The organism is Telluria mixta (assembly GCF_029223865.1).
Classification (GTDB): Bacteria; Pseudomonadota; Gammaproteobacteria; order Burkholderiales; family Burkholderiaceae_D; genus Telluria; species Telluria mixta.
Genome location: NZ_CP119520.1, coordinates 1,375,664 through 1,393,454 on the forward strand (window position 1 = coordinate 1,375,664; position 17,791 = coordinate 1,393,454).

A 17,791-nucleotide genomic window follows, 5' to 3' on the forward strand; every position below is an offset into this window, starting at 1 on the left:
TTTACACTTGCCGCCATGAACCAACCGACGCAATTAGGCAGATACCGGATCGTGCGCGTGCTCGGACGCGGCGCCATGGGCGAGGTCTACGAAGGCCTCGATCCGCGCCTGGACCGCAGCGTCGCGATCAAGGTCATCTCCACCGCCTGCGATGCGGAACCGGAACTGCGTGCGTCCTATTCGGCCCGCTTCATCCGCGAGGCGCAGGCCGTCGCGCGGCTGAACCATCCGCACATCGTCGGCCTGTACGACTTCGGCGAGGAAAACGGCATCGCCTACATGGTGATGGAACTGGTGCGCGGCGAGGAACTGGCGGCGTACTTCGACATGACGCAGGATTTCCACCTCGAGTTCACGCTCGAGGATGCCGTACGCATGACGTGCGAGCTGCTCGATGCCCTCGGCTACGCGCACCGCAACGGCGTGATCCACCGCGACATCAAGCCGGCCAACGTCATGCTGAGCCACGACCTTTCCGTAAAACTGACGGACTTCGGCGTCGCCCACATGGCCGCCCTGAACGCCGCCGTGCAGGATGCGGATGGCGCCGAGATGGTCGGCACGCCCAGCTTCATGTCGCCCGAACAGATCACGGGCCAGGCCGTCGGCCCGCAGTCCGACATCTTCGCCGTCGGGATCATCCTGTACCAGTTCCTGACCAACGAGCGGCCGTTCCGCGGCGCCGGCATGTTCGCCGTGCAGCAGAAGATCCTGCACGACCATCCGGTCCCGCCGACCCTGCTGAATCCCCTGCTCGGCCCGGCCTTCGACCGCGTCGTGATGCGCGCCCTCGCCAAGCACCCGGAACAGCGATATCCCAGCGCCGAAGCGTTCCGCGACGACCTGCGGCGCGCGCTCGACGGCGACACGCTTGCGGCTTCGCCGTGGCGGCCGCTGGACACCGTCACGCCGCGCTCTCCGGCCGACATCGTGCACCATGCGCATGACGATGCGGATGCGACCCGTGTTGAAGACATTGACGCGACGCGCCTCGTGCCCATGACGCGGCCATGACAAGAAAATGAGCGATTCGACCATCGTACGCAGTGTGGCTGGACGCGGCGACTTCTTCCGCCGCCTGCAGCAGCTCACTACGCGCATCCACGCCACGCGCAACGTCGACGAGATCATGCTCGACCTGTCCGAAGGCATCTGCACGCTGTTCGGCGCGGACCGCCTGACGATCTACACGGTCGGCGAGGACAAGGCGAGCCTCGTCTCCAAGATCAAGACGGGGATGGCGTCGTTCCGCCAGCTGCGCCTGCCGATCTCCGCGCAAAGCGTGGCCGGCTACGCCGCGCTGGCGCGCCGGCTGCTCAACCTGAACGACGTCTACGATGCGGCCGAACTGCAGCGCTACGCGGCCGACCTGCGCTTCCAGCAGGGCGTGGACCGGCGCACGGGCTACCGCACGACGCAGATGCTCGTCGTCCCGATCATGCACGACCGCGAAGTGATCGGCGTCCTCCAATTGATCAACAACCTGCACGGCGGCCCGTTCGACAGCACGGTCGTCGAAGGCGCGCGCTACCTGTGCGACACGCTCGCCATCGCGTTCGCCCAGCGCCGGCAGGAAGCAAAGCGCGAGCGCACCGGATTCGTCGGCGCATTGGGATCGCGGGCGCTGGGCCGCGAACAGGTCGAGCAGGCGGTGGAACAGGCGCGCGCGCAAGGCCGCGACGTGGAAGACGTGCTCCTCGACGACTTCAAGTTGAAACTGCCCGTCGTCGGCCGCGCACTCGCGGACCATTTCGCCGTCCCTTATCTCGCCTTCCACCCGGGCGGCGCGTGCCGGCGGAACTCCTCGACGGCATGGACCGCGCGGCCGCCGAAGTGCGCCAGTGGCTGCCGGTGGAACGCAACGACCACGCGCTGTACGTCGTCTGCATCGACCCGGAACAAGTCAGGGCGGACAATGCCGTCGCCATGCTGTTCCCGCAATCGCGCCCCGTGTTCTGCGTGACGACGCGGCGCGATTTCGCGGCGCTGCTCGACCAGTACTTCGGCCCGGCCACGGCACCCGCGGCGTTGCCGCCCGAGCGTGCGGACAGGCTGATGGACACCGTCGCGGCGCTCGTCGCGGGCAGCCACCGCGAGGGCCTGTCGGACCTGCGCATCGAGACGGCGCCGGGCGACAGGCCGGGCGAGATCCGCTTCACGGTCAGCGGCGTCCTGCGGCTGCCGTGAAAATCGCCAACCCTCCAGGGCAGCGTGCTAGCATGCCGCACCTGTATTGATATCCACCGCGTTCGATGAGCCCCTGGAAGCAGCTAACCCCGAGCATCTACCACCGCCTCGCCTTCGGCTGCGCGTACGGACTGACCGACGTCGGCCTCGTGCGCCAGTCCAACGAAGACAACTTCCTCATCGATCCCGCGCTTCGCCTGGTGGCCGTCGCCGACGGCATGGGCGGTCATGACGGCGGCGAAATCGCGGCGCGCCTGGCCCTGGAAACCGTGCGCGACGCCCTGGGCGCCGTCGACCCGAAAAAATCGTCTCCCGGCGATGCGGCCGACCCGGACGCGACCTGGCAGGACGAACACATGCCCGCCGTCGTGGCCGTGCATGAAGCCGTCGACGCCGCCAATGCGCGCGTGTACGGCGCCAACGTGCACAACGGGCTTGGGGAAGGCAGCGGCATGGGCACCACGCTGACGGGCTTCTGGCAAAGCCTGCCGGACGGCCCGCTCGTCGTCTTCCACGTCGGCGACAGCCGCCTGTACCGCTACCGCGACGGCGAACTGGCCGTGCTCACGCGCGACCAGACCATGTACCAGCAGGCGCTGGAAGCGGGCGTCTCCGGCGACTTCCCGCCGCGGAACCTGCTGCTGCAGGCGATCGGCCCGACGGCCGCGATCGCCCCCGACGTCAAGGCGTGCACACCCCATCCCGGCGATCTGTACCTGCTGTGCAGCGACGGCTTGTACGGCAACACGCCGCACGCCGCGATCGAACGCGTGCTGGCCGGCGCGCATGCGCAAACGCTGGAGCACTGCTGCGCCGACCTGATCGCCCTCGCCAAGACGCACGGCAGCCGTGACAACATCACGGCCGTACTGGCGCTCGTCGAACGCTGACCGGCGAAGTGTCTCTATTTGCACTATGCAAATAGAATTTCTCTGGAAGAATGTAGATTTGATACGAGGAAAGATGATACTCTGTAGGAGCTCTCCTACTTTCATCCTCCTGGACCTCGTATGGACTACCGCAGCGCCTACATTCGCCGCAGCAGAAAAGGTTCGCGTCTGAAACAACGACTGGCCGCCGTCGGCCTGCTCGGCGTCGCGGCGTGCGCCGGCCTGTACGCGCTCGCGATGAGCGAGTCCGCGGCGCCGGCGCTGTCCGCACAGGCGCACGCACCGGCCGCGAGCGCGACGCCGGCGCCGGCCGTCCTGCGCACCGCGGCCCAGGTGGAGACGAAGAAGACGCGCCGCGTCTATCCCTATTCGATCGTGCCCGGCGGCGTCCTCAACCGCCAGGAACTCACGCGTGCCGTCGCCGTGGACCAGGTCGTGGCGGAGCATTATTCGGCGTTCGAGGCAGGTAACACCACCGTCAGGACCGTCGACAAGCCGCGCGCCGTGTACGTCTCGTACCGCAAGGGCGACAAGGTATTCTGGACGTCGAAGAAACTCCAGCTGGCCCAGGGCGAGACGCTGCTGTCCGACGGCCAGAACGAGATCCGCACGCGCTGCGGCAACCGCATTTCGGACGTGCCCCAGCTGCCCGTCGAAGCCAAGGGACCGAGCGAGGAAGAACTCGATTCTTCCGTCGAACAGGCCCAGGAAGACGAAGGCACGGTGGAGCAGGTCGGGTACGCGGCCGACACCAATCCGGCCGGCCACGGCTACCAGTTGCAGACCTTCGGCAGCGGCGAGACCGCGCAGACCGGCGGCACGGGGCCCACGCGCACCAGCTTCGGACCGAACGGCATCCACAGCGCCGGCATGGGCCCGATCTGGGATGGCGGCACGTTGCCGGCGGCGCTGGCCAAGGTGTCGAGCGACACCGCGCAGACCGGCACCGACGGCAGTTCGGGCACCGGCACGCCGGGCAGCGGCGGCACGTCGACCGGCACGGACGCCGGCGGTTCCGGCGGCGGCGATCCCGGCAAAACAGGGGGCACGACGCCCGGTGGCACAACGGACGGAACGACCGGCACGCAACCGGGCACCGACACCGGCCCCGGCTCGAAACCGTCCCCTCTCCCCGGCACGCTGCTGCCGACGGACCAGCCCGGCCAGACCAACGATCCGGGCAATGACCCAGGTAAAAACGCGGTCAAGCCGCATGGCGACGTGCCGGAGCCGGGCACGCTGTGGCTGGCCGGCGCCGGCGTGGCAGCACTGCTGGCATCGCGCCGCGCGAAGAAGCGGACGCGCAACTGATCAGTCTTCGATCACGGCGCGTCCCGCGCGCCGCAATTCGTCCAGGTGGTCGAGCATCTGCCGGATGACCTCCGGCGGATGCCCCTGCCAATCCTCCACTTCCGCGACGATCCTGAGCGGCGCCCGCGTGCGGTACGAACGCGTGGGATTGCCGGGAAAGCGTTTATTCGTCAGGTTCGGATCGTCCTCGAACGTCCCCGTGGGTTCCACGATATAGATGTGGCCCCGCCCCTCGGCACCGCCCAGCGCGGTGGCCAATTCCGCACCCCAGATCGCCGCTTCCAGGTTGGCGCTGAAGTACACGTTGTTCGAAACGCGGCCTTCCTCGAAGTTGGAGGCGTAGCCCGGGACCAGCAGGTCGCCCGGCTGGAAACGGGTCCTGGTGCCGTGGTAGAAAGGGCCCGGGACGTTGTCGCAGGATTCGTGGGTAACGGGAGTCCATTCTTGATGATCCATACGGCCTCTTATTTCAACAACTTGATGTGTTTAACGAGGGGAATCCGCTCACCGTCGCCCGGCCCGGGGATACGGCCGGCATTCCGTTCGATCGCCACCTCGACCGCCACCCGCCTGCCAACCAGCTCCTTGCGCAATGTGACGACGTCATGGTCGTCGGGCTCGCTGAACAGATCGTCGCAAAGCTGGGTGCAATACGCGTGGATCCGCTCGCCTTTGTCGGTCAGCACCGTCAGTTGGTCGGCATCGCTGCCGCCGCCTGAGAACAGGTAGCCCTGGAAAGTCCCTGCGCGCTCTTTGGTACCGCAGAACTGGGGGCGATACGACTCGCCCGCCAGCATGTCGCAGCCCCGCTCGAACTCGTCGACGATCATGGCACAGCTGTTGGCCGCGTTACAGGGCGGATGCGTCGCCGGCGAGACTTGCCGGCACTGCCGGGCCAACAGCGTCGCGCGTTGCTGGCCCATCTGCTGTGCGCAGGACACGTCGGCTGCCGACGACGACGAGCAAGCCAGTGCGGCAAGCAGAAACGGCAGGCTGTTGATCAGGCGATTCATGCATGAAACCGGTAACGTAATCCTTCATGATACTGAAAGGATGACGTCACAAGTGCACGCTTTATCACTCGTGAACATGCCCTCATTTCGATTGATACGGACCGGTAACGGGCGGGCCGAGCCGCGGCACCGTATCGAGTCCCGTGTCAATCGTCGACAACAGGTTCTGGACGGCGATTTCGAGCCCGTCCTGATTGCACCAATACTCGGCAAGCGTCCCGACCACGTAATACGACGAGCAATTAAACCCGTCTTCGATATCGTTGTACCAGATCGCCTTGCGGCCGATGATCGCAACGACCCAGAATCCGCCGTCCATCTCACCGAACGCCGCCTCGCGCCACTTCTCCGGCACGATCCTGACGGCTTCCCAAAAGCGGAACACACGAGGACTCATCCGCCCCTCGGCCTCCATGATCTTGTCCCATAACTCGACTTCTGTAATCGGCTTCCAGTCCGTCATGTTTACCCTGCCGTGATACACATTTGCATTGACGACAAGTTACCACACCGGAGATACTGGACAGCGATCGAACCGCCCCGGAGGTCTCACATGAAACGGTCCCTGCTGGCGTTGTGTCCGGCCATCGCGCTGTGCGGCTGCCAGGTCATGCCGGACCTGTCCGATACGACGAACGCGACGATGCGCTTCCGCGTCCACTACCAGGCGCCCGGCGTCGGCACGCCGATGGTGGAAGTCACGACCAACACATCCGCGCCCGCCAACCGCTGCGTCTACGTCAACGAACCGTTCGGTGTCTCCGCCAACGTGCAGGATGCCGGCGGCGTGCACTCCATCGTCATCGGCCCGTCGGGCTATCCGCTCGACCGCGTCAAGGCACGCAACAATCCGGGCGACGTCATCGCGATTCCCGGGCCTGCGGATGGCACGCCACCGAACCCCGGCCTGCTCGACGACACCCGGGTCCACGTGCTCTACAGCACGGCCAAGTCCTTCGATACCGTCACGCTGTTCGCCGTCTACGAATTCCGCAACGCGACGCGCGCGCAGATGCGCGCCACGGCACGCAACTGGGGCCCGACGACGGGCGCGTCCGAGGTCTATGACTTTTACGTGGAAAAGGCGCAGCCTTCCGATCCGTCCCGCCAACCCGGGATGCCCTGCGCCGTGGGCAACGGCTGAGAACTCCCATGACGCTCGCGCTCTACGGACATCCCTTCTCCTCGTACACGCAGAAAGTGCTCGTCGCGCTGTACGAGAACGACACGCCTTTCGAGTTCCGCTGCCTCGGGCCGGACACGCCGCAGCACGCGGCGCAATGGCTGCAGCGCTGGCCGCTGCGCAAGTTCCCGCTGCTCGTCGACGGCGAGCGCAACGTCGTCGAGACGAGCATCATCATCGAATACCTGCACCTGACGCATCCGGGGCCCGTACGCCTGCTGCCGGACGATCCGCTCGCGGCGCTGGACGTCCGTTTCATGGACCGCTTCTTCGACCTGCACGTGATGAACCTGGTCCAGCACGCGGTGAACGGTGCGCTCACGGGCGATGCAGGCAAGCGCGCGGACGCCGTCGCGACGGCGACGGAAAAACTGGAACTCGCCTACGGCTGGCTGGAAGGCTGCCTGGCCGGGCGCACGTGGACAGCGGGCGACACGTTCTCGCTGGCGGATTGCGCCGCCGCGCCCGCGCTGTTCTACGCGGACTGGACGCATCCGATCGCGGAACGCTACCCAACCCTGCGCGCCTACCGCGCGCGCCTGCTGGCGCGGCCGTCGTTCGCCCGCGCGGTGGACGAGGCGCGGTCGTACCGCCCGCTATTCCCGCTGGGCGCGCCCGACCGCGACTGAGCGCAGGCGTCAGTAATCCCAGAACACCGGCACGTAACGGTACGCGTCGCCATCCGCCATCACCCGTCCGATGGACGGGAACGGCAGGTGCGCCGCGACCAGCAGTCCGCCGTCGTCGATCAGCTCGCGGAACAGACGGTCGCGCACCTTGGCCGCTTCTTCGGGATCGTGTTCGAAACCGTTCTGCCAGCCGGGATGTTCGAAGTTGACGGGGAAGACGGCATCGCCGGCGAACATCAATCGCTTGCCGCCGGACGCCAGGTCGACCACGCAGTGGCCGGGCGTGTGGCCGCCCGTCAGACGGGCCACCACGCCGGGCGCGACTTCGCGGCGCTCCTCGAAGACCTGCAGCCGGTCGCGGTATTCGGCGAGGAAGCGCGCGGCGGTCGAGCGCAGCACGGGCGGCACCGCTTCCGGCATGACCGTCAGCGAGAAATCGGGCGACGCCCAGAACTTCACTTCGGCGTCGGTCACGTGGATGCGCACGTCCGGACGCAGTCTCTCCTTCACGCCGGGCGCCAGCAGCCCGCCCACGTGGTCCATGTGCATGTGGGTGATCACGATGTCCGTCACGGATGCCAGATCGATGCCGATGGCCTCCAGCCGCGCCGGGAACTGGCCGGCGCGCGGGAAGCCCGGAAACTGCGTGCCGACCCCGGCGTCGACGAGGATGGTCTGGTCGCCGCTGCGCACGACGAGCACGTTCAGCGGCCAGTCGAATTTATCCGGCGGCAGGAACATGTGATCCAGCCAGCCTGCCAGCTCGGCCGGATCGGCATTCGTGGCCATCGTCACGGCGGGCAGCGGCAGCACGCCGTCGCTGACCACCATCACGTCGATGTCGCCGACCTTCAGCGCGTAACGGGACGGCACCAGTTCTTCGGGCCCGTGGCTGGCGGGGCGCAATGGCGTATCTACGGTAAGCATCATGGTCTCCTGAAAGAGGCCCGGGGGTCGGGCATGGATGCATCGTAGAGAGGAAGACCGCGTGCCAGAAGCCACGCGCGCGGGCGCACCGTGTTGCCCGCAACGCACCAGTCACGCGTGATGCCGGCAGATCTCCGTGCAGAAATCGAGGAAGGCTTCGACGGCCGCCGGCGGCAGGCGCCGCGACGGCCGGATCGCGTACAGGGGAAATCGCTCGTCCGGCCAGTCGGGGAACAGGTCGACGAGGGCGCCGCCCGTGATCAGGGATTCGAAGCCCAGCGCCAGCATCTGCGCGACGCCCGCCCCGGCCACGCACGCGCGCACGAGCGCATCGCCGTCCGTCAGCGTCAGCCGGCCGCGCGTCTCGACGACGAGCACCTCTTTCCCGCGGTGGAACTCCCAATCGAACACGCGCCCGTCCTGCGGGTTGATGTACTGGAGGCACTCATGTTTCGCCAGGTCCTGCGGCACCTTCGGCCGGCCGTGGCGCTTCAGGTAGGCGGGTGCCGCCACCGTCAGCACGCGGGTGTTCAGCAGCAGCCGCGACGACATGCTCGATGCCGGCTGCGGTCCGAAGCGCACCGCGACGTCGACGCCTTCCGCCACCAGGTCGGCCGCATCCGGTACCGGCACCATCCTGATTTCCAGCTCCGGATAGCGCGCGAGGAATTCGGGCAGCCGCGGCGCCAGCACGTAGCGCACGAACAGCGGATTCAGGCTGACGCGCAGCACGCCGCGCACCTGTGCCGCAGCGCCCGCGACCGCGTCCGCCGCTTCCTCGATGCCCGACAGGTGCGGCGCCGCCAGTTCGTACAGGCGCGTACCCTCGCCTGTCAGGCGCAGCGCGCGCGTCGTCCGTTCCAGCAGCCGCACGCCGATCTTCGCTTCCAGCCGCGCCACCGAGCGGCTCACGCCCGAAGCCGACAACCCCAGCACCTCCGCCGCGCGCGTAAAACTGCCCGTCTCGACGACGGCCGCCAGCACGCTCATCTCCGCCAGCAATCTCCCGTCCATGGGTCACCTTTGAATTTTGTCACAAATGATTTGCATGCCACCATCTTAATCAAAAGTGGGCACTCCCCTATCTTGTCGTGGACGCCGCGCCATCCCGGTCGCGGCCCAACCAGGGAGACCGACATGACCCGCCCCATCCTCTTCAAGAACGGCACCATCGTGACGATGGACGCCGCCGTCCCCGACCTCGCGACCGGCGACGTGCTCGTCGAAGGCGACCGCATCGCCGCCATCGCGCCCTCGCTGCCGGCCGGGGACGCCGAGATCATCGACGCCACCGGCTGCATCGTGCTGCCCGGCCTCGTCGACGCGCACCACCACGCGTGGCTGGGCGCCCTGCGCCGGCTGATGCCCGACGTGGACGACCTGTTCGCCTACATCGGCGTCGTCGCCGAGACGCTGGGCAAGCACTACCGTCCGCGCGACATGTATCTGTCCACGCACCTGACGGCCATCGCGTCGCTCGACGCGGGCATCACGACGATCGTCGACGCCTGCCACAGTTCGCGCAGCCCGGACCACACGGACGCCGCCCTCGACGCGCTCGCCGCAAGCGGCATCCGCGCGCTGCACATGGTCGGCCCGGCGATGGACAAGGGCGCATCGAGCGCGCACCTGCCGGGCGACCTGGAACGCCTCGCGCGCACCTGGAACGCAGATGACAGCCTCGTACGCGTGGGCCTGTTCGGCCAGTTCAATCTCGCATGGTGGCAGGCGGCGCGCCGCCTCGACATGCGCATCCTGACGGAATTCATCGGCGACCTCGCCACGCTCGGCCCCGAGTTTTCCGAACCCGGCATCCTCGGCCCGCACAACATCTTCAACCACTGCACGCGGCTGCCGGAGACGACGTGGCGTCGGCTCGCGGACGCCGGCGCCAACGTCACCGTCAACCCGCGCTCGGACGCGCTGTTCGGCTTCGACGACGACAGCTTCGCGTACCAGCGCGCCGTCGACCACGGCCTGTCTCCGGCGCTCGGCATCGACCTCGACACCGCCTTCGGCAGCGACATGTTCGGCGAGATGCACGCCCTGTTCCACCAGCAGCGCGCCGCCATGCGCAACCGCCGTTCCCGGGGCGAGCAGGACGTGCCGGCCCCGATCACCGTGCGCGCCGTGCTGGAAGCGGCGACGGTCAACGGCGCCCGCACCGCCGGCCTGGAACGCACGATCGGCACGCTCGCGCCGGGCAAGCAGGCCAACATCATCATGGTGCGCACGAACGGCGCCGCCGTGTTCCCGCTGACGCATGCCATCGGCACCATCGTGCAGGCCGTCGAGCGGTCGGACGTGGACATGGTGATGGTCGCGGGCCGGCTGCGCAAGCGGAACGGTACCCTGCCCGGCGTCGACCTGGACCGCCTCGCCGCCGACGTCACGGCGTCGCGCGACTACCTGCTGGCCGCGGGAGGCATGCATGTCGGCCTCTGAGACGTTGTCGATGTCATCGTCATACCGCGACCGCCCGGTGCCGGCCGTCATCGCCGCGCTGTTCTGCGGCTGCCTGGCCGTCGGCCTGCCGCTGCCTGTCGTGCCCTTGTTCATCCACGACAGTCTCGGCTTCGGCAGCGCCGTCGTCGGGCTGGCCATCGGCATCCAGTTTCTCGCGACCGTGGTCACGCGGGGTTACGCCGGCCGCGTCGCCGACGTGCACGGCGGCCGCCGCGCCGCGCTGCAGGGCGCGCTATGGTGGGCGCTCGGCGGGCTGCTGTACCTGGTCGCGACCTTGCCCGGGCTGTCTGCCGGCGCCAGCCTGGCGATCCTCGTCGCGGGCCGCCTGGCCGCGGGGTTCGGCGAAAGCCAGTTCGTCACGGGCTGCGTGGCGTGGTCGATCGCATCGGTCGGGCCGCAGTGCGCCGGCATGTCGATGTCGTGGACGGGGATCGCCATCTTCGCCGCGCTGGCCGTTGGCGCACCGGCCGGCATGGCACTGTTCACGCGCTCCGGTGCGGGCGCCACGATGCTCGCCTGCGTGCTGTCTCCGCTGCTGGGTGGCGCCATCGCACTCGGTGCGCGGCCGTACGCAATGGCGGCCGGGCCTCGGCTGCCGTTCCACCGCGTGCTGGGCCAGATCTGGCGCGAGGGCGCGGGCCTGATGCTGTCCGGTGCCGGCATCGCGGGCCTGACGGCATTCGCCTCGCTGTACTTCGCGCTGCGCGGCTGGGGGCACGCGGGGCTCGTGATGACCGCGTTTGGCACCGGCTTCATCGCCGTGCGCCTCGTCCTCGGCCACCTGCCGGACCGCGTGGGCGGCTACCGCGTGGCCCTGTGGTCGCTCGCCGTCGAAGCCGTCGGCCAGGTCATGCTGTGGCAGGCGCCGACCGAAGCGGCGGCATTGGCGGGCGCACTCGTCACGGGCCTGGGCTGCGCGCTCGTGTTCCCGGCCCTCGGCGTGGAAGCGCTGAAGCGCGTGCCGCCGGCCAACCGCGGCAGCGCGATGGGCGCGTTCGTCGCGTTCCTCGACATTGCCTACGGCCTCGCCGGCCCGGCCGCCGGCATCGTGGCGGGCCGCTTCGGCTATGGGGCCGTCTACCTGCTCGGCGCCGCCTGCGCGCTGGCCGGCGCCGTCCTCGTGCGACGCCTCGCGTGAGCACGACCTACACTCGATATTCGAAAGGAGAAACACATGGCACGCATCTTCATTTCCGGCTCGTCCACGGGCCTCGGCCTGATGGCCGGCGAACTGCTGGCCGCGCAAGGCCACCGCGTCGTCCTGCACGCCCGCGATGGCGCGCGCGCCGCGCAGGCGCGTGCAGCATTACCACAGGCCGAAGCGGTCGTCGAAGGCGACCTCGAGACGGTCGCCGGCATGCGCACCGTCGCGGCGCGCGTCAACGACCTCGGGCAGGTCGACGCCGTCATCCACAACGCCGCCGTCGGCTACCGCGAAGACCACCACCTGACGGCGGACGGCCTGCCGCACGTCTTCGCCGTCAACACGCTGTCGGCCTACGTGCTGACGGCGCTGATCGACAAGCCGGCACGGCTCGTCTACCTGAGCTCCGGCATGCATCACCACGCAGACGCCCACCTGGACGACATCCTGTGGCAGAAACGCCGCTGGAACGGATCGAACGCGTACGCGGAGAGCAAGCTGCACGACGCGATGCTGGCCTTCGCCATCGCGCGCCGCTGGCCTGGTGTGCTGTCCAACGCGCTCGAACCCGGTTGGGTGCCCACGCGCATGGGCGGCCCGGGCGCGCCGGACGACATGGACCAGGCGCACCGCACGCAAGCGTGGCTCGCGGTGAGCGACGATCCGGCGGCACGGGTGACGGGCCGCTACTTCTACCACCTGAAGCCGATGAGGCCGAACCCGCAGGTGCAGGATGCGGCGCTGCAGGACCGGCTCATCGCGATCTGCGTAGCGTGTTCGGGCATTGTCCTGCCGGACTGACCGCTATTCAAAACAGTGTTGCATCGTTACAAATTTTGAATCGTTCACATTCTTGTGAATTTTGGTGATTTATTCGCTTTTAAAAACGCGTTTCCCATTCCATTTGGAGCGACAAACACGTCCCGATTATCGAATTGACAGGTAAATTGGAATAATCAGTGAGAATGTGGCACAAATATCCGGAAATAAAAGCTTTCCCTCTCCGGGATAAATATGAATTCCCACCGCACCCTCGCTTGCGAGAGGGTAACGGGCACAATTTCACCGTGTTAACATCCATTTATTGGGGTTGTTCATTCATTAAATAAAACAGGACAGGAAAAATTAATGGCGATGTTTATCACCAGCCGTGACATCACGGTCAGCGAAGCGGATGGCTATGCGGATTTCGTGGTCAAACTGAATGCGCCGAGTACCTTGCAGGTCAGCGTGAACTATCGTATCGACGGCATTACCGCAGGATATTCGGATTACACTTATTCCAGCGGTACCCTGTCATTCGCGCCGGGCGTGACCACGCAAACCCTGCGCGTCGCATTGGCCAATGACGTCAACGTCGAAACACCGGAAAGCCTTGCCCTGAACCTGTCCTCGCCGGTCAATGCCGTCCTTGGCGATAACCAGGCCATCGCCACTATCATCGACAACGATACGGCGGCGAGTACGACCAGCAAGGCCAACATTTCCGTACTCGACGTGGTGGTCGATGAAAAAGCCGGCAGCGCGACCTTCGACATCGTGCTCGACAAGGCCGCATCGAGCAGTTTCACGGTGGGCTACAGTACCGCCGACGGCAACGCAACGGCCGGTGCCGATTACACGACTGCCAGCGGCACCGTCACCTTCGCCGCCGGCCAGACGGTCAAGCACGTGACCGTCAATATCGCGGACGATGCCGCGATCGAACCGAACGAAGTCTTCCACCTGAACCTGGGCGCCATCGCGGGCAACGCCGCCGGCGTGGTGCAGCTCGGCGACGGCATGGGATCCGCCCTGATCGGCCGCAGCGACCAGGCGGCCCTCGCCAAACCGTCCATCAGCGCCTCGGACATCATGGTCGGCGAAGCGGACAACTACGTCGAGTTCGTGGTGAAGCTGGATGCCCCGGGCACGACGCCGGTCAGCGTCAACTACCGCGTCGACGATCTCACCACGGGCTATTCGGATTACGGCTACGTGAGCGGCACGCTGTCGTTCGCACCGGGCGTGACCACCCAGACCGTGCGTGTCGCGCTGTCCAGCGACATCGGCGCCGAAACGCTGGAAAGCTTCGCGCTGAACCTCTCGTCTCCGGTCAATGCCGTGCTGGCCGATAACCAGGCCGTGGCGACAATCGTCGACAACGACACGCTCGCGGACACCGGCAGCAAGGCCAGCGTGTCCGTACGCGACGTCGTCATCGACGAGAAAGCTGGCCTCGCGACCTTCGACATCGTGCTGGACAAGGCTGTGACAAGCAACTTCACGGTGGCCTACTCGACGGCCAACGGCAGCGCGACGGCGGGCACCGACTACACGGCGGCCAGCGGTACCGTCAGCTTCGTCGCAGGCCAGACCGTGCAGCACGTAGCCATCGCCATCGCGGACGACACGGCGGCCGAACAGGACGAGCTGTTCCACCTGAACCTGGGTGCCGTCACCGGCAGCGGCGCCACCATGGTGCAGATCGGCGACGGCACTGGTACCGCCCTGATCGGCCACAACGACCAGGTGGCCAGCGCGACGCCTTCGATCAGCGTGACAGACATCACGGTCGGCGAAGGGGACGGCTATGCGGAGTTCACGGTCGAGCTGAACGCGCCGGGCACGACGCAGGTCACCGTCAACTACCGCGTCGACGGCCTTACCGCGGGCTATTCGGATTACGATTTCTCCAGCGGCACGCTGTCGTTCGCGCCGGGCGTGACCACGCAGACCGTGCGCATCGCCCTGCCCGAAGACACGGGCGCCGAGACGCTGAAAAGCTTCGCGCTGAACCTGTCCTCGCCCGTCAACGCGGTGCTGGCCGATAACCAGGCCGTGGCGACGATCGTCGACAACGACACGTTCGCAGACACGGGCAGCAAGGCCAGCGTGTCCGTTCGCGACGTCGTCGTCGACGAAAAGGCCGGCCTCGCGACCTTCGACATCGTGCTGGACAAGGCCGTGTCGAACAACTTCACGGTGGCCTATGCCACGGCCAACGGCAGCGCGGCAGCGGGCACCGACTACACGGCGGCCAGCGGCACGGTCAGCTTCGTCGCAGGCCAGGTGGTGCAGCACGTGACCGTCAACATCGCGGACGATGCCACGCCAGAATCGGACGAAGTCTTCCAGCTGAACCTGGGGGCCATCACGGGCAACGCCGCAAGCATGGTCCAGGTCGGGGACGGCACCGGTACCGCCCTGATCGGCCACAACGACCAGACGGCCATCGCCAAGCCATCCATCACCACCTCGAACATCACCGTCAGCGAAGCGGACGGCTACGCGGAATTCGTGGTCGCGCTGAACGCGCCGGGCACGACGCAGGTCAGCGTCAACTACCGCATCGACGGCCTCACCACGGGCTACTCGGATTACAGCTTCGTGAACGGCACGCTGTCGTTCGCGCCAGGCGTGACCACGCAGACCGTGCGTGTCGCGCTGGTCAACGACACCAGCGCCGAAACGCCGAAAAGCTTCGCCCTGAACCTGTCGTCGCCGGTCAATGCCGTGCTGGCCGATAACCAGGCCGTGGCGACGATCATCGACAACGACACGTTCGCGGACACCGGCAGCAAGGCCAGCGTGTCCGTGCACGACGTCGTCATCGACGAGAAAGCCGGCCTCGCGACTTTCGACATCGTGCTGGACAAGGCCGTCTCGAACAACTTCACGGTGGCCTACTCGACAGCCAACGGCAGCGCGGCAGCGGGCACCGACTACACGGCGGCCAGCGGCACCGTCAGCTTCGTCGCAGGCCAGACGGTGCAGCACGTGACCGTCAACATCGCGGACGATGCCACGCTCGAATCGGACGAAGTCTTCCAGCTGAACCTGGGCGCCGTCACCGGCAGCGGCGCGACCATGGCACAGATCGGCGACGGCACCGGCACCGCCCTGATCGGCCACAACGACCAGGCGGCCGTCGCGACGCCTTCGATCAGCGTGTCGGACATCACCGTCGGCGAAGGCGACGACTACGCCGAGTTCACGGTCGAACTGAACGCGCCGGGCACGACGCAAGTCAGCGTCAACTACCGCCTCGACGGTCTCACCACGGGCTATTCGGATTACGAATTCGCCAGCGGCACGCTGTCGTTCGCGCCGGGCGTGACGACGCAGACCGTGCGCGTGGCGTTGATCAACGATACCAGCGCCGAGATGACGGAGAGCTTCGCACTGAACCTGTCCTCGCCCGTCAACGCCGTGCTGGCCGATAACCAGGCCGTGGCGACGATCGTCGACAACGACGCGTTCGCAGATACCGTCAGCAAGGCCAGCGTGTCCGTTCGCGACGTCGTCGTCGACGAAAAGGCCGGCCTCGCGACCTTCGACATCGTGCTGGACAAGGCCGTGTCGAACAATGTCACGGTGGCCTATGCCACGGCCAACGGCAGCGCGACGGCGGGCACCGACTACACGGCGGCCAGCGGTACCGTCACCTTCGTCGCAGGCCAGGTGGTGCAGCACGTGTCCGTCAACATCGCGGACGACGCCCTGCTCGAATCGGACGAAGTCTTCCACCTGAACCTGAGTGCCCTGTCCGGCAGCGGCGCCGGCATGGTGCGGATCGGCGACGGCACCGGTACCGCCCTGATCGGCCACAACGACCAGGTGGCCAGCGCCAAGCCATCCATCAGCGTGGCGGACATCAAGGTCAGCGAAGGCGACGATTATGCGGACTTCGTCGTCGTGCTGGACGCGCCGGGCAGCGCGCAGGTCAGCGTCAACTACCGGGCCGACGGTCTCACCACGGGCTATTCGGACTATGCCTTCAGCAGCGGCACGCTGTCGTTCGCGCCGGGCGTGACCACGCAGACCGTGCGCATCACCCTGGTCAACGACAGCAGCACCGAAACGCTGGAGAGCTTCGCGCTGAACCTGTCGTCGCCGGTCAATGCCGTGCTGGCGGATAACCAGGCCGTGGCGACGATCCTCGACGACGATCCGGCGCAAGGCAGGGTCCTGCACTATGGCATGGGCAACGACACCTACCAGATCGGCAATACCGCCGACGTCATCCTCGAGGCGGTCGGCGGCGGCACCGATCTTGCGGTCAGCACGGTATCGTACGTCCTGCCCGACAACGTCGAAAACCTGCGTCTCGATTCGTCCGCCGCGATCAACGGCACGGGCAATGCCCTGAACAACATCATCTACGCGGGTGCCGGGGCGAACGTCATCAATGGCGGCGCCGGCACGGATACCCTCTCGTATGCCTATGCCACGACGACCGGCACCACGGGCGTGACGCTCGACCTGTCGCTGACGAACGCCTCCGGCGAGTCCGTCGCCAGCGGCATCTCCGGCGCCGACCGGGTCTCGAATATCGAAAACGTCTCGGGCTCCCGCTACAACGACAAACTGACGGGCAACAGCGGCGCCAACGTGCTCGACGGGGGTGCCGGTGCCGACACCTTGTCCGGTGGCCTCGGCAACGACACCTATTATGTCGACAATGCCGGCGACGTCATCGTGGAATCCAGCGACGCCACGCGTGGCGGCGTGGATGTCGTGATCGCCACGGTGAGCCGCACCCTGGGCAGCTACCAGGAAAAACTCTACCTGAACGGTTCCGCGACAATCAATGGCACGGGTAACGAGCTGGCCAACACGCTCACGGGCAACGCCGGCAACAACGTCCTGGATGGCGGTGCCGGTGCCGACAGTTTGTCCGGCGGTGCCGGGGACGACATCCTGATTGGCGGCGCGGGCAAGGATACGTTGAAGGGAGACGCCGGCAAGGACGTCTTCGATTTCAACGCGCTGTCCGAAATGGGCACGACGAGCGCCACGTGGGATGTGATCGGCGACTTCACGGCCGGGCAGGACAAGATCGACCTGTCCACGCTCGACGCGAATACCGCGACCACGGCCAACGACGCGTTCACGGAAATCATTGCCGCCACGGCCGCCTTCACCAAGGCGGGGCAGCTGAAATTCGCCAACGGCGTACTGTACGGGAATGTCGATGCCGACGCCGACGCCGAATTCGCGATCCAGTTGACGGGCGTGACCACGCTCGGCGCGGCCGACATCGTGCTTTAACCGGCGCC

General features: G+C 66.8%; 15 protein-coding genes and 1 pseudogene. 11 read left to right on the forward strand and 5 right to left on the reverse strand.

From position 1 onward, the window contains the following. Positions 1-15: 15 nt before the first annotated feature. From P0M04_RS06030 to P0M04_RS06050, 5 genes and pseudogenes are all read left to right on the forward strand, one after another. Positions 16-1,014, forward strand: a complete 999-nt coding sequence (locus tag P0M04_RS06030) for a serine/threonine-protein kinase (RefSeq protein WP_259448046.1) — start codon at positions 16-18, stop codon at positions 1,012-1,014. A 115-nt stretch (positions 1,015-1,129) separates the two neighbouring features. Continuing rightward, a pseudogene (locus tag P0M04_RS06035) lies at positions 1,130-1,498 on the forward strand (GAF domain-containing protein); the annotation flags it as partial. A 314-nt stretch (positions 1,499-1,812) separates the two neighbouring features. Next, positions 1,813-2,187, forward strand: a complete 375-nt coding sequence (locus P0M04_RS06040) for a GspE/PulE/PilB domain-containing protein (RefSeq protein ID WP_281042379.1) — start codon at positions 1,813-1,815, stop codon at positions 2,185-2,187. 65 nt (positions 2,188-2,252) lie between these two features. Next, on the forward strand, positions 2,253-3,077 hold the full coding sequence (locus P0M04_RS06045; RefSeq protein WP_259448048.1) for a PP2C family protein-serine/threonine phosphatase: 825 nt from the start codon (positions 2,253-2,255) through the stop codon (positions 3,075-3,077). A 120-nt stretch (positions 3,078-3,197) separates the two neighbouring features. Further along, positions 3,198-4,388: a PEP-CTERM sorting domain-containing protein gene (locus P0M04_RS06050; protein ID WP_259448049.1), complete on the forward strand. Its 1,191-nt coding sequence runs from the start codon at positions 3,198-3,200 to the stop codon at positions 4,386-4,388. On the opposite strand, the gene arr is transcribed toward P0M04_RS06050, so the two are convergent. From arr to P0M04_RS06065, 3 genes are all read right to left on the reverse strand, one after another. Beyond that, complete coding sequence (gene arr, locus P0M04_RS06055; protein WP_259448050.1) at positions 4,389-4,844, reverse strand: NAD(+)--rifampin ADP-ribosyltransferase; 456 nt, start codon at positions 4,842-4,844, stop codon at positions 4,389-4,391. It abuts the gene before it with no gap. An 8-nt stretch (positions 4,845-4,852) separates the two neighbouring features. Then, complete coding sequence (locus tag P0M04_RS06060; protein ID WP_259448051.1) at positions 4,853-5,401, reverse strand: hypothetical protein; 549 nt, start codon at positions 5,399-5,401, stop codon at positions 4,853-4,855. A gap of 82 nt (positions 5,402-5,483) precedes the next feature. Beyond that, positions 5,484-5,864, reverse strand: a complete 381-nt coding sequence (locus P0M04_RS06065) for a hypothetical protein (protein WP_259448052.1) — start codon at positions 5,862-5,864, stop codon at positions 5,484-5,486. A gap of 90 nt (positions 5,865-5,954) precedes the next feature. Here P0M04_RS06065 and P0M04_RS06070 point away from each other — a divergent pair, with 90 nt between their 5' ends. Together P0M04_RS06070 and P0M04_RS06075 are read left to right on the forward strand one after the other, a co-directional pair. Further along, a complete protein-coding gene (locus tag P0M04_RS06070; protein ID WP_259448053.1) occupies positions 5,955-6,545 on the forward strand; it encodes a hypothetical protein in 591 nt (196 codons plus the stop codon). A gap of 8 nt (positions 6,546-6,553) precedes the next feature. Next, a complete protein-coding gene (locus tag P0M04_RS06075) occupies positions 6,554-7,213 on the forward strand; it encodes a glutathione S-transferase family protein (protein WP_259448054.1) in 660 nt (219 codons plus the stop codon). A 9-nt stretch (positions 7,214-7,222) separates the two neighbouring features. On the opposite strand, the gene P0M04_RS06080 is transcribed toward P0M04_RS06075, so the two are convergent. Continuing rightward, entirely contained in the window at positions 7,223-8,143 is a 921-nt protein-coding gene (locus tag P0M04_RS06080; RefSeq protein ID WP_259448055.1) for an MBL fold metallo-hydrolase, read from the reverse strand. 108 nt (positions 8,144-8,251) lie between these two features. After that, positions 8,252-9,154, reverse strand: a complete 903-nt coding sequence (locus tag P0M04_RS06085) for a LysR family transcriptional regulator (RefSeq protein ID WP_259448056.1) — start codon at positions 9,152-9,154, stop codon at positions 8,252-8,254. Between the two features lie 123 nt (positions 9,155-9,277). On the opposite strand from P0M04_RS06085, the gene P0M04_RS06090 reads away from it, so the two are divergent. The 4 genes from P0M04_RS06090 to P0M04_RS06105 all read left to right on the forward strand — a co-directional run bounded on the left by P0M04_RS06090 (position 9,278) and on the right by P0M04_RS06105 (position 17,783). Next, positions 9,278-10,585: an amidohydrolase family protein gene (locus tag P0M04_RS06090; protein ID WP_259448057.1), complete on the forward strand. Its 1,308-nt coding sequence runs from the start codon at positions 9,278-9,280 to the stop codon at positions 10,583-10,585. 10 nt (positions 10,586-10,595) lie between these two features. Continuing rightward, a complete protein-coding gene (locus P0M04_RS06095) occupies positions 10,596-11,744 on the forward strand; it encodes an arabinose transporter (protein ID WP_259448058.1) in 1,149 nt (382 codons plus the stop codon). A 36-nt stretch (positions 11,745-11,780) separates the two neighbouring features. Then, positions 11,781-12,551 (forward strand): SDR family NAD(P)-dependent oxidoreductase, encoded by a 771-nt coding sequence (locus tag P0M04_RS06100; protein ID WP_259448059.1) that lies wholly within the window; start codon positions 11,781-11,783, stop codon positions 12,549-12,551. A gap of 327 nt (positions 12,552-12,878) precedes the next feature. Then, complete coding sequence (locus tag P0M04_RS06105; RefSeq protein ID WP_259448060.1) at positions 12,879-17,783, forward strand: Calx-beta domain-containing protein; 4,905 nt, start codon at positions 12,879-12,881, stop codon at positions 17,781-17,783. Positions 17,784-17,791: the final 8 nt, after the last annotated feature.